At 69.6% G+C, this 12,164-nt stretch carries 10 protein-coding genes; 6 read left to right on the plus strand and 4 right to left on the minus strand.

The window, feature by feature from the left end:
- The first annotated feature begins 582 nt into the window (after positions 1 to 582).
- The 5 genes from AORI_RS51000 (at position 583) to proB (ending at position 7,101) form a co-directional block, all read left to right on the plus strand.
- Positions 583 to 3,642: a translation initiation factor IF-2 N-terminal domain-containing protein gene (locus AORI_RS51000; protein ID WP_016332387.1), complete on the plus strand. Its 3,060-nt coding sequence runs from the start codon at positions 583 to 585 to the stop codon at positions 3,640 to 3,642.
- 166 nt (positions 3,643 to 3,808) lie between these two features.
- Positions 3,809 to 4,123: a 50S ribosomal protein L21 gene (gene rplU, locus AORI_RS51005; protein WP_005158538.1), complete on the plus strand. Its 315-nt coding sequence runs from the start codon at positions 3,809 to 3,811 to the stop codon at positions 4,121 to 4,123.
- Between the two features lie 38 nt (positions 4,124 to 4,161).
- Entirely contained in the window at positions 4,162 to 4,419 is a 258-nt protein-coding gene (gene rpmA, locus AORI_RS51010) for a 50S ribosomal protein L27 (RefSeq protein WP_007034782.1), read from the plus strand.
- Positions 4,420 to 4,531: 112 nt separating this feature from the next.
- A complete protein-coding gene (obgE, locus tag AORI_RS51015; RefSeq protein ID WP_016332388.1) occupies positions 4,532 to 5,995 on the plus strand; it encodes a GTPase ObgE in 1,464 nt (487 codons plus the stop codon).
- A complete protein-coding gene (gene proB, locus AORI_RS51020) occupies positions 5,992 to 7,101 on the plus strand; it encodes a glutamate 5-kinase (RefSeq protein WP_043847979.1) in 1,110 nt (369 codons plus the stop codon). The genes obgE and proB overlap by 4 nt, the downstream gene beginning before the upstream one ends.
- Here proB and AORI_RS51025 read toward each other — a convergent pair.
- The 3 genes from AORI_RS51025 to AORI_RS51035 form a co-directional block, all read right to left on the minus strand.
- Positions 7,098 to 7,829, minus strand: a complete 732-nt coding sequence (locus AORI_RS51025; RefSeq protein ID WP_016332390.1) for a hypothetical protein — start codon at positions 7,827 to 7,829, stop codon at positions 7,098 to 7,100. The two genes, proB and AORI_RS51025, sit on opposite strands and share 4 nt — an antisense overlap.
- A gap of 2 nt (positions 7,830 to 7,831) precedes the next feature.
- Positions 7,832 to 8,323, minus strand: coding sequence for a SigE family RNA polymerase sigma factor (locus tag AORI_RS51030; RefSeq protein ID WP_016332391.1), 492 nt, complete (start codon positions 8,321 to 8,323; stop codon positions 7,832 to 7,834).
- 76 nt (positions 8,324 to 8,399) lie between these two features.
- The gene (locus AORI_RS51035; protein WP_016332392.1) at positions 8,400 to 9,035 is read right to left on the minus strand and encodes a TetR/AcrR family transcriptional regulator; all 636 of its coding nucleotides are present in this window, start codon (positions 9,033 to 9,035) and stop codon (positions 8,400 to 8,402) included.
- Between the two features lie 91 nt (positions 9,036 to 9,126).
- Here AORI_RS51035 and AORI_RS51040 point away from each other — a divergent pair, with 91 nt between their 5' ends.
- A complete protein-coding gene (locus tag AORI_RS51040) occupies positions 9,127 to 10,401 on the plus strand; it encodes an FAD-dependent oxidoreductase (protein ID WP_016332393.1) in 1,275 nt (424 codons plus the stop codon).
- Here the strand turns inward: AORI_RS51040 and argS are convergent.
- The gene (gene argS, locus AORI_RS51045) at positions 10,396 to 12,120 is read right to left on the minus strand and encodes an arginine--tRNA ligase (protein ID WP_016332394.1); all 1,725 of its coding nucleotides are present in this window, start codon (positions 12,118 to 12,120) and stop codon (positions 10,396 to 10,398) included. The two genes, AORI_RS51040 and argS, sit on opposite strands and share 6 nt — an antisense overlap.
- Positions 12,121 to 12,164: the final 44 nt, after the last annotated feature.

A 12,164-nucleotide genomic window follows, 5' to 3' on the forward strand; every position in this document is an offset into this window, starting at 1 on the left:
GCTGCCTACGCTTCGGTACCCCCGAGCGGCACGCTAGCCACCCTCGGCCGGGTCGACAAGCTCTCCCGCGAAGTTCGCTCGGCCGGTGGCCGCGGCGCGCCCGGGAGCCAGGTCTGTGTTGTCCGGAGGTGAACCCGCGTCCGCGATAGCGGGCCGGGTTCACACGTTCGGTCGCTTTTCGGGGGCGAGGTCCAGCTCCGCCAACAGGCCCTGTGGCACCGAGTACACCGGAGTGGGGCCGGGGTGTGGGATACTCGCGGTGGCCGCTGGCCGACGGGCACACGTGAGAGGTGGCGCTCGCGGTCTCGTGGCCCGGTGGTGTGCTGCACATCCTCCACACGCGTCGCCGCTGTATGCGGCTCGACGACGTGGCGGGCGGCCCGATGTCGCGAACGTGGCCAGCGCTCCGCCGAGCAGACCTTCAGCCGTACGCGGCGCCCGGACAACCCCGGCGCCGTCGCGGTCCGGGCAAGGATTCCCGCTGCTGGTGACCACCACGGCGGAACGAACAGAAAGGGGCCCCTGCGCGGCCGCGTCGAGCCGGTGTGAGCCAGCCGACGCGCCCGGGGGCGGAGGAGATATATGTCGAACGCGGACACACCCGCCGTCACCGGCGGGAATACCGCCACACCCATCGCAGGTCAGCTGGCCGAACTGCCGCCCCGCATCCGGGTGCACGCCTTGGCGAAGCTGCTCGGATCGAACAGCCGTGAACTGATGGCCAAGCTCGGTGAGCTCGGCGAGACCGTACGCAGCGCGCAGTCCAGCGTCACCCGCGAAGTGGCACTCAAGCTCGCCGAAGCCCTCGCGGGTGGAGACGAGCCCGAAACCGCCGAGGAGCCGGTCGCCGAGGCCCCCGCGGCTCCCGAGGTCGAGGCCGAAGCCAAGCCTGAGGTCAAGGCCGAGCCGGAGCCCGCCGCTCCGCAGGTCGAGGCGCCTTCGCGGCGTGTTCCGCCCGCGCTGGCCGCCCCGGTGACCCCGGAGCCGCCGCAGCCGACGACCAGGCCCGCGAAGGCCGCCGTGCACGTCCCGGTGTTCGCCGCGCCGTCGCCGGTGTTCCTGCCGCCGGAGCCCGTCACGGCGAAGCCCGCCCGCAAGCCGGAGCCCGCCTTCGCGCCGACCGAGGAGCCCGCTTCCGACGAGGACGAGACGCAGCCCGAGCAGGCCGAAGGCCAGGGCACCGACGAGGACGGTGACGACGCCAACGGCCGTCGCCGCCGTCGTCGCGGACGTCGTGGCCGTGGCCGCGGCAAGGGTGGCGACGAGGGCTCGGCCGAGGCCGAGAACGAGGACGAGCAGCCTTCCGAAGCCCCGCGCGGTCGTCAGCAGCGCGCGAAGGACAAGGACGCTGAGACCGAAGAGGCCGGCGCCGAGAGCGCCGAAGAGGCGTCCGCCGAGGCCGAGCCGGACAACGACGGCGAATCGGACAGCGGCAGCAAGCGCCGCCGTCGCCGCCGCCGTCGCAAGGGCGGGGACGACGACACCGCCGAGGCCACCAGCGACGACCCGCCCAACACGGTCGTTCACGTGCGCCAGGCCAAGGCCGCCGAGACCGAGCGCCCCGCGCGGGACGAGGTCCGCAGCGTGCGCGGCTCGACCCGGCTCGAAGCCAAGCGCCAGCGCCGCCGGGACGGCCGCGAGGCGGGCCGCCGTCGTGCGCCGATCCTGTCCGAGGCCGAGTTCCTCGCCCGCCGCGAGTCGGTCGAGCGCACCATGGTCGTCGCCGAGAAGGGCGAGTCCACCCAGATCGGCGTGCTCGAGGACGGCGTCCTGTGCGAGCACTTCGTGACGTCGTCGGGCACCGGCTCGATCGTCGGCAATGTGTACCTCGGCCGAGTGCAGAACGTGCTGCCGTCGATGGAGGCCGCCTTCATCGACATCGGCCGCGGCCGCAACGCCGTGCTCTACGCCGGCGAGGTCGACTGGGACGCCGCCGGTCTCGAGGGCAAGGCCCGCAAGATCGAGCAGGCGCTCTCCACCGGCGATTCCGTGCTGGTCCAGGTCACCAAGGACCCGGTCGGGCACAAGGGCGCCCGGCTGACCACGCAGATCTCGCTGCCGGGCCGCTTCCTGGTCTACGTGCCCGCGGGCGGCGCCACCGGTATCTCCCGGAAGCTCCCGGAGAACGAGCGCCGCCGTCTGAAGGACATCCTCAAGCGCATCGTCCCCGAGGACGCCGGTGTGATCATCCGCACCGCGTCCGAGGGCATCAGCGAGGAGGAGCTGGACCGGGACGTCCGCCGCCTCAAGGCGCAGTGGGACGTCATCAAGGAGAAGGCCGAAGCCGGCAACGGCGGCAAGAAGAACAGCGCCCCGGTCATGCTCTACGAAGAGCCGGACCTGCTGGTCAAGGTCGTCCGCGACCTGTTCACCGAGGACTTCGCGAAGCTGGAGATCCAGGGCGACAAGGCCTGGGACACCATCTACAACTACGTGCAGCACGTGGCGCCGGACCTGGCGGATCGCGTCAAGCGGTACACCGGAACCGGCTCGGCGTTCGCCGACCACCGCATCGACGAGCAGATCACCAAGGCGCTGGACCGCAAGGTCTGGCTGCCCTCGGGCGGGTACCTGGTCATCGACCGCACCGAAGCGATGACGGTCATCGACGTCAACACGGGCAAGTTCACCGGATCGGGTGGCAACCTCGAGGAGACGGTGACCAGGAACAACCTGGAGTCGGCGGAGGAGATCGTCCGCCAGCTCCGGCTCCGGGACATCGGCGGCATCATCGTCATCGACTTCATCGACATGGTGCTCGAATCCAACCGTGAGCTCGTGCTGCGCCGGCTGACCGAATGCCTCGGCCGCGACCGCACCCGTCACCAGGTCGCCGAGGTCACCTCGCTCGGCCTGGTGCAGATGACCCGCAAGAAGATCGGCACCGGGCTGCTCGAGGCGTTCTCGACGCCATGCGAGCACTGCAAGGGCCGCGGTGTGGTCGTCTCGACCGAGCCGCAGCGCACCGGTGGCGGCGGCAACGGTCACAACCACGGCGGTGGCGGTGGCGGCGGCACCAAGGAGCAGGGCTCCCGCCGGTCCCGTGGCCGGGGCAAGGGCGAGGACCAGGGGCAGAACGAGCCCGCCGCGGCCAAGGCCGAAACGCCTCCGCCCGCCCAGCGCGAGTCGGTGGTTTCGGCGGTCCAGGCCGTGGCCAACGCCACGAAGGCGGCCAAGGGCGAGCACCCGCACGAGGCCACCGAGAACGCCGAGGGCGCCGCGCTGAACGGGCACGCCCCGCAGTCGGCCGAGCCGGTTTCGGAGCCCGTTGCCGAAGCGACCGTCGAACAGGCGGCCGAGGCGGCCGCTGAGCCGGTCTCCGAGCCGGTCGCCGAGGCACCCGCGACGGAACTCGCCGGTGAACCGGTGACGACTCCGGACGACGAGGCTCCGGCCGTGCGCGAGGAAGAGATCGCCGTCGTCGCGGAATCGGGCCCGGAGCCCGAAGCGCCCGAGGTGCCGGTGACTCCTGAGGCTGTCGTGACGGAAGAGGTTTCCGAGGCTCCTTCTTCGGTTCAGGAGGAGACCGAGCCCGACGTGGACGTCCCGGCCCCGGCCGTGCGTTCCACCACCCGCCGTCGTCCGCGACGGGCGGCCTCACGGCCGGCCGGTCCGCCGGTCAAGGCGTCGGAAAAGAGCTAGTGAACACCTAGGGGCACCCCGGTGTGATCGCACCGGGGAGCCCCACGTAACCTGTAGAACGGCCCGCCACCTAGAGCGGGCACCTTGCGCAGCATCCGGACCACCGAAACTTGGGTGGGCCGATCACGCAAGCCCCCACCCGTTGTCGAGTAAGCAGGAGACTTCCGTGTCGGCGTACGCGATCGTCAAGACTGGCGGCAAGCAGTACAAGGTGGCCGTCGGCGACGTCGTCGAGGTCGAGAAGCTCGAAGGCGAGCCGGGTACCGAGCACACCTTCCCCGCAGTCCTTTTTGTGGACGGTGGCGACGTCACCACGGACGCCGACGCGCTGGCGAAGGTCTCGGTCACCGGCAAGGTCGTCGAGCAGACCAAGGGTCCGAAGATCCGGATCCACAAGTTCAAGAACAAGACCGGCTACCACAAGCGCCAGGGTCACCGGCAGAAGCTGACCCGCGTCGAGGTCACCGGCATCTCCAAGTAGGACTTTCTCCGGATCTTCGTCAGAAAGAGGATTGAGCCATGGCTCACAAGAAGGGTGCGTCCAGCTCCCGCAACGGTCGCGATTCGAACGCGCAGCGGCTGGGCGTCAAGCGCTACGGCGGTCAGGAAGTCAACGCGGGCGAGATCCTGATCCGCCAGCGTGGCACCAAGTTCCACCCCGGCGTGAACGTCGGCCGTGGCGGCGACGACACGCTGTTCGCGCTGGCCGCCGGTGCGGTCCAGTTCGGCGAGAAGCGTGGCCGCAAGACGGTCAACATCGTGCCGACCGAAGCCTGAGTTCCGGCTTCGAGTTAGAACCTCGGACGAGGGGTGGGGCCGGAATATCCGGGCCCACCCCTCGTTTGTTTTGTGTATCCCCTTTTCTTTCGCGAGTGAATAGAGGCAAGTCATGGCGTCCCGGTTCGTGGACCGAGCGGTGATCCATCTGGCCGCCGGCGACGGTGGGAACGGCTGCGCCTCGGTGCACCGCGAGAAGTTCAAGCCCCTCGGCGGCCCGGACGGCGGCAACGGCGGCAACGGCGGCGACGTGCTGCTGGTCGTCGACCCGAACGTCCACACGCTGCTCGACTTCCACTTCCGCCCGCACGCCCGCGCCGGCAACGGCAAGCTGGGCCAGGGCGGCAACCGCGCCGGTGCGGCGGGGGAGACGCTGGAGATGCGCGTCCCGTCCGGCACCGTCGTGATGACCGAGGACGGCGAGATCCTGGCCGACCTGGTCGGGCCGGGCACCACCTTCGTCGCCGCCCAGGGCGGCCGTGGCGGCCTCGGCAACGCGGCGCTGGCCTCCAAGGCCCGCCGGGCACCCGGGTTCGCGCTGCTGGGCGAGCCGGGGGAGACCCGCGACCTCGTCCTGGAGCTGCGTTCGGTCGCCGACGTCGGGCTGCTGGGCTTCCCGTCCGCGGGCAAGTCGTCGCTGATCTCGGTGCTGTCGGCGGCCAAGCCGAAGATCGCCGACTACCCGTTCACCACCCTGGTGCCGAACCTGGGCGTGATCACCGCCGGATCGACCGTGTTCACCATGGCCGACGTGCCGGGGCTGATCCCCGGCGCGAGCGAGGGCAAAGGCCTCGGCCTCGACTTCCTGCGCCACATCGAACGCTGCGCCGTGCTGGTGCACGTCGTCGACTGCGCCACCTTCGAGCCCGGTCGTGACCCGCTGTCCGACATCGACGCCCTCGAAGAGGAGCTGGCCCGCTACACCCCGAGCCTCGGCGGCGACCTGGCCGACCGGCCGCGGGTGGTGGTGCTGAACAAGATCGACATCCCGGACGCCGCCGAGCTCGCCGAGTTCGTGCGTCCGGAACTGGAAGCCCGCGGGCTCAGCGTGTTCGAGATCTCGACGGCGTCGCGGCAGGGCCTGAAGGAACTGACCTACGCGCTCGCCGCCGTCGTCGAGAAGTACCGCGCCGAACAGCCCGCCCCCGAGCCGGCGAAGGTCGTGCTCCGGCCGATGGCCGTCGACGACGCCGGCTTCACCGTCGAACTCGACCCGGAGGAGGAAGGCGCGTTCATCATCCGCGGCTCCCGTCCGGAGCGGTGGATCCGGCAGACCAACTTCGGCAACGACGAAGCCGTGGGTTACCTCGCGGACCGGCTCAACCGGCTGGGTGTCGAGGAAGTACTGGCACGCAAGGGCGCCGTACCCGGCAGCCCCGTCACCATCGGCGACGTCCAGTTCGAATGGGAGCCGTCGACCCCGGCCGGGGTCGCGGTGCACCTGTCGGGCCGGGGCACGGACGTGCGGCTGGAGAACACCAGCCGCGTCGGTGCCGCCGAGCGCAAGGAAGCCCGCCGGATCCGTCGTGACGGTCCGGACGGCGTCGAAGACGAAGACGAGATGGACGACGAGTGAGCTCAACCCGGGTGGCGATCGCCGACGCGAAGCGTGTGGTCGTCAAGGTCGGTTCCTCCGCACTGACCACCGCCGGCGACGGTCTCGACGTGACCAGGCTGGACGCGTTGGTGGACGCGATCGCCGACCGGGTCTCCCGCGGCACACAGATCGTGCTGGTGTCCTCGGGCGCGATCGGCGCGGGGCTCGCGCCGCTCTCGCTCGGCAAACGACCGCGTGATCTCGCCACCCAGCAGGCCGCGGCCAGTGTCGGGCAGCTCGCGCTGGCCCACGCCTACGCCGAGTCGTTCGGCCGGTTTTCGTTGACAGTGGGCCAGGTTCTGCTGACCTCGGACGACGTCGTGCGCCGTGCGCACTACCGCAACGCGCAGAACACGTTCACCCGGCTGCTGGCCCTCGGCGCCGTTCCCGTGGTCAACGAGAATGACACCGTGGCCACCGAAGAGATCCGCTTCGGCGACAACGACCGGCTGGCCGCGCTGGTGGCGCACCTGATCGGCGCCGACGCGCTCGTCCTCCTGTCCGATGTGGACGGTCTGTACGACGGGGATCCCCGTGACGGCGCGACCCGCAAGATCGCCGAGGTCGCCGGGGAGTCCGATGTGGACGGAATCACCGTCGGCATGTCGAGCTCCGGGCTCGGCACCGGCGGCATGGTGTCGAAGCTCGCCGCCGCCCGCACCGCCGCCGGCGCCGGGATCCCGGTCCTGCTCGCCGCCGCTTCCGAGGCCGCGCGCGCCCTGACCACCGCCGAGGTCGGCACGGCGTTCGCCGCCGCGGACTCCCGGCTGTCGGCCCGCCGGTTCTGGCTGGGCTACGCCGCGGGCGCGTCCGGGAAACTGCATCTCGACGACGGCGCGGTCGCGGCCGTCGTCCGCCGCCGTCGCTCCCTGCTGGCCGCCGGGATCACCGGCGTCGACGGCGATTTCCAGGCGGGCGACGTCGTCGATCTCGTCGATCTCCGGCAGCGGACCGTGGCACGGGGTGTCGTGGCCTTCGACGCGGGCGAACTGCCCGACCTCATCGGACGCTCCAGTCACGACCTCCCCGCGGAACAGCGTCGCGAGGTCGTCCACGCGGACGATCTCGTTCCCCTGCGCCGCTAGGGCACCAGCCCCGGGGTCAGGGCGATTTCACGGACCTGGGCCTCGGTCAGGGGAGGCAGTTCACGCTGAGCCGGTGGATACGGCCGTGCGTCAGTGCCCGCTTCGGTGCTGTTGGTGGAAGTGATGACGACGATGGCCTGCGCGGTCCGGTAGGCGGCTTGGTAGGCGACGAAACCCGGGCTGTCGGGCTTTTTGATCGTCGTCTCCACGAGGGTTCCGCCGCGAACCAGGCTCGCCGAGCAAGTGGTCGGAGCCGGGACCTGCACTTTGCAGGCGGTTTCCGCCGAAAGCAGCGTGCCGTCGTTGGTCATCAGTTCCACGAAGACCGATCCCGTCCGGTCGCCCACGTCGGCCGACATGAGGTAGAGCGTCTTATCCGGCCCCGGATAGGTCTCCAGGTCGAGCGGGTCCGCCGGGGTGACGTAGGTGCGGATCGCCCGTTCGAGCAGGCAATCCAACCGCGCGGTCACCGCGTCACGGCTTTCGCCGGGCGACTTCTCACCGCAGGGTGAGGTCGCGGCCGGTTCGTTCCGGTCCTGCAGCACGATGAGAGCGGTTCCCACCGGGAATCCCGCCGCGGCCAGCGCGACGGCCGTGACCATTGTCGTCAGACGACGGCGCCGTGAGCGGCGACCGGCACCGAGCACGCCCTCCTCGGTGAGCCCGATCGGCGGCTCCGTCTCGGCCACGTACTCCTTCAGCGCGGAGCGGACATCCTGGTCTTCCATGACTACTCCTTGCTCGTCGGGGAGGCCAGTACGGCGCGCAGTGCCTCGACCCCGCGGGCGGTCTGGCTTTTGACGGTGCCTTCGGCGACGCCGAGCAGCGAAGCGACTTCGGCGACCGAGAGGTCTTCGAGGAAGCGAAGTACGACCATCGCGCGTTGACGCGGCGTCAGGTCGCTGAGCACCCGCTCGAGATCGATCCGGTCGTGGCTGTCGTGGCCTGCCGGCGCGGCCCGGTCCGGCGGCGCCGAGGTCACCAGTTCCCCGCGGTGTTTGCGTTTCCCGCTGAGGAAGAGGTTGAGCAGGATCCGGCGCGCGTAGGCGTCGACGGTGTCCGGCCGGACGCGCCGCCAGCGCCGGTACAACTGGACGAACGTGGCCTGCACCAGATCCTCGGCGCCGTGCCAGTCGCCGCACATACCGAACGCCAGTCGCCGGAACCGGTGTACACGGGCCGCGAAGTACTCGCTGAAGTCGGTGTCTCTCGCTTGTCCCATCGGCCACCCCCTCTTCGTCTGCCCTCTCTAGTCCGGAGGAGGCCCGAAAGGTTCAAGCGACAGCAGGGGACCTTTGCTACCGCTTCCCCGGATCGGCGAGGTGGCCGACCAGACGCGCCAGCTGTTCGCCGTAGGCCTCGGCGAACTCGGCCGATTGGGGGTCCTGGCCCGAGACGGCCCGGACGATCCGAGGCAGCGCCAGTGCGGCGCTGGACGCGGCCATGAAGATCACCAGCAGGAACGCCGGGTCGAGGTCGGCGGGGAAATCGCCCGCGGCTTGACGGGCCCGCACGTACTCCACCTGCCGCTGGAGGAATTCGCGCTGCCCCTCGACACCGATCGCGTCGGGGGCGCCATCGGTCAGGTTCTCCCAGAGGAACAGCTTGGCGAGGTCGTGGTCCCGGACTCCCGACTGGGCGAAGAACCGGACGACCTCCGCGAACGGCTTCTCGTGGTCGGCGACCGCGACGTAGTCGTCGTACATCGTCGCGGTCAGCGCGTTGTACAGCCCTTCCTTGCCGCCGAAGTAGTACGAGATCAGCTGCTTGTTCACGCCCGCTTTAGCAGCGATCTCGCTGACGCGTGCCGCGGCGTAGCCCTTCGCGCCGAACTCCGCCTTCGCCGCCTCCAGGAGTTGAGCCTTCGTGCGCTCGGGATCGCGCTGGCGTTCGACGGGGGCACGGCGAGGGCTGCGCGGGGCGGCTTCGGACATGCGGTTCAGCTTAGCCGCTGACTCTTTCAAACATACGGTTGACACTATCATCCACATGGTTGATAGTTGTCGGCGGAGAGAGGAGAACCCCATGACCACGAGAATCGCGATCATCGGCGGCGGAACGGGCGGTCTCTGCTTGGCGCAAGGACTGCGCCAGGCGGGAATCGACGTATCCGTTCACGAACGCAGCCGCACCCGGACCGAACGCCTGCAGGGCTATCGCGTGCACATCAACCCGCACGGCTCCGCCGCCCTGCACGAATGCCTGCCCGCCGAGCTCTGGCAGCGGTTCCTGGAGACCACCGGCACCACTAGCGGCCCGTTCTCCTTCGTGACCGAGCGGCTGCGGGACCTGATGGTGATCGACACCGAGCTCACGTCGAGCCCCGATCCCGCGTCGGACCATCATTCGGTCAGCCGAATCAGCCTGCATCAGGTGCTGTCCGACGGGCTCGAAGGAGTTCTGCACCACGGCAAGGAATTCGTCGGCTACCGCCGTGAAGGCGAGGTGGTCGTTTGCGAGTTCGCCGACGGCAGCACCGTCGAAGCCGACCTGGTCATCGGCGCCGACGGGGCCAATTCCCGCGTGCGCAAACAGTTTCTTCCCGGCGCCGAGCGGGTGGACACGGGGATCATCGCGATCGCGGGCAAGCATCCGCTGACCGAAGAGACCCGCAAGCGGTTGCCCGCCCGGCTCACCGACGGTCCGAGCATGGTGATGCCGCGTACCGGGGCGGGCTTGTTCACCGCGCCGCACGAGTTGGCCGGCGTCCCTTCGGTGAACGACGAGACCGTGGACTACGAACCCGTCTTGTTCGACAACACCTCGAGTTACGTCATGTGGGCGTACGCGGCGGACGCCCGGCGCTACCCGGACAACCTGACCTCATTGGACGGTGCGGAGCTGCGGGCCCTGGTGCTGGACCTGATCCACGACTGGGACCCCGCCTTCAAAGAGTTGGTCGCCGGTTCGCCCGAGGAGGCGGTGTCCCGGCTGCCGATCTTCACGTCGAAGCCCGTAGAGCCATGGCCGACGAGCAACGTCACGTTGATCGGCGACGCGATCCACAGCATGACCCCGTTTCGCGGCATCGGCGCGAACACCGCGCTCCGGGACGCGCAACTGTTGTGCCGCAACCTCGTCGAAGCACGGAAGACCGGCACGGTGCGCTCCGCGGTCGCCGACTACGAGCACCGGATGCGTGACTACGGCTTCGCGGCGGTGCGCGACTCGGAACGCAGTGCCCGCCAGTTCGTGTCGGAGAACCGGGCGGGCCGCACGATGGCACGGGGGATGTTCCGCTTCTTCCAGGCGGTCCCTCCGCTGAAGCGCAAGGTCTTCAGCGACCACGGTGACTCATAGCCGGGCGGGAGTGGAGATGCCCAGCAGGGACAGGCCCAGCGTCAGTGTCCTCGAGGTGAGTTCGGCCAGCAGCAGTCGCGAGTCGCGGACGCCGGGGCCTTCCGCTTCCAGCACCGGGCACTGTTCGTAGAACCGCGAGAAGACGACCGCGGTCTCGTACAGATAGGTGCACAGCTTGTGGGGGAGATGTCCGGCGGTCGCCGCGCCGATCGCCTCGGGGAAGCGAGCCAGCGCGAGCGCCAACGCGCGTTCCGCGGGGTGGCCGAGCAGGACTCGAGCGCCGGTGAGGTCCTGATCCGCTTTCGCCAGCACGGAACGGATCCGCGCGTTGGCGTACTGCAGATAGACCGACGTGTTCCCGCTCTTGGCGAGCATCCGGTCCCAGGAGAAGACGTAGTCACGTTCGCGATCACCGGAAAGGTCGGCGTACTTGATCGCACCGATCCCGATCGCCTTGGCGACCTCTTCCCTGATTTCGGGGGAGAGGTCGGCCCGGTCGTCGATCACTTCGGCGGCGTGGGAGATCGCCTCGGTGAGCAGGTCGGAGAGCCGGACCGACTCACCCGCCCTGGTCTTCATGGCGCGGCCGTCCTCACCGAGCACCGAGCCGAACCCGATGTGCTCGGCTCGGTGCTCCTCGCGGAGCCAGCCGGCCGCCCGGCACACGGCGAACACCATCGCGAAATGCTGCGCTTGCGGCGTGCCGACGACGTAGAGCAGATCGGTGACGCCGCGTTGTTCCGTCCAGTACCGCAGGGTCGCGAGATCGGTGGCCGCGTAGCCGTAGCCGCCGTCCCGCTTCCGCACGATGAGCGGCAGCGGTTCGCCTTCCCGGTTGCGGAAACCGTCGGGAAAGACACAGACCGCGCCGTCGCTGATCTCGGTCAGCCCGGCGGTGCCCAGGTCGTCCACGACCGCGGCGAGAAACGGGTTGTAGAAGCTCTCGCCGTAGACGTCCTCGCTCGCCAGGCCGATCCCGAGCAGTTCGTAGACCTGGGTGAAATGCCGTGTCGACTCGTCGACCAGGCGCCGCCACAGCGAGAGCGTCTCTTCGTCGCCGCTTTGCAGGAGCACCACCCGCTCGCGCGAGCGGGTCGCGAAGCCTTCGTCGGTGTCGAACTTCGACCGGGCGGCCCGATAGAAGCCGTTGAGGTCCCCGATCGCGTACGGGCCCGACGGGCGTTCGTCGAGCAGATGCTCGATCAGCATGCCGAACGGGGTCCCCCAATCACCGAGATGGTTGTGCGGGACGACCTCGTGGCCGGCGAACCGTGAAAGCCGGACGATCGCGTCGCCGATGACGGTCGACCGCAGGTGCCCGACGTGCATTTCCTTCGCCACGTTCGGACTGCTGTAGTCGACGGCGATCCGCCGGGGCCGCGGCGCCGCCGCGACGCCCAGCCGCGGGTCACCGTTGAGCGCGGTCGTCCGCTCCGCGAGCCAGGACGAGCGCAGGGTGAAGTTGAGGAAGCCTGGCCCCGCGACTTCCGGCGGCTCGGCGATATCGGCGACGTCGAGCCGGGCCGCGATGTCGGCGGCGATCTGCCTCGGCGGCTTGCCGAGCCGTTTGCCCAAGCTCATCGCGAGATCGCACTGATAGTCGACGCCGCTCTGCGCGGAAACCCGCACCAGGACGGACGGCGGTTCGAAGTCGGTGACGTGGCGAAGGGCCTTCACCAAGCGTCGCGCCAATTCCTCGCTTACATCGCCGAACAACACGGTGTCCCTCCTTCGCGCTCGTCGTAGGAGCGCGAGAGTAGCCA

Origin of the sequence: Amycolatopsis keratiniphila (assembly GCF_000400635.2) — a bacterium.
GTDB classification, from domain to species: domain Bacteria; phylum Actinomycetota; class Actinomycetes; order Mycobacteriales; family Pseudonocardiaceae; genus Amycolatopsis; species Amycolatopsis keratiniphila.

Excerpts from the sequence above, each read along its gene's own strand:
- AORI_RS51000 (WP_016332387.1), top strand. The coding sequence starts at position 583 with ATGTCGAACGCGGACACACCCGCCGTCACCGGCGGGAATACCGCCACA.
- rpmA (WP_007034782.1), top strand. The coding sequence starts at position 4,162 with ATGGCTCACAAGAAGGGTGCGTCCAGCTCCCGCAACGGTCGCGATTCG.
- obgE (WP_016332388.1), top strand. The coding sequence starts at position 4,532 with ATGGCGTCCCGGTTCGTGGACCGAGCGGTGATCCATCTGGCCGCCGGC.
- AORI_RS51025 (WP_016332390.1), bottom strand. The coding sequence starts at position 7,829 with ATGGAAGACCAGGATGTCCGCTCCGCGCTGAAGGAGTACGTGGCCGAG.
- AORI_RS51030 (WP_016332391.1), bottom strand. The coding sequence starts at position 8,323 with ATGGGACAAGCGAGAGACACCGACTTCAGCGAGTACTTCGCGGCCCGT.
- AORI_RS51035 (WP_016332392.1), bottom strand. The coding sequence starts at position 9,035 with ATGTCCGAAGCCGCCCCGCGCAGCCCTCGCCGTGCCCCCGTCGAACGC.
- AORI_RS51040 (WP_016332393.1), top strand. The coding sequence starts at position 9,127 with ATGACCACGAGAATCGCGATCATCGGCGGCGGAACGGGCGGTCTCTGC.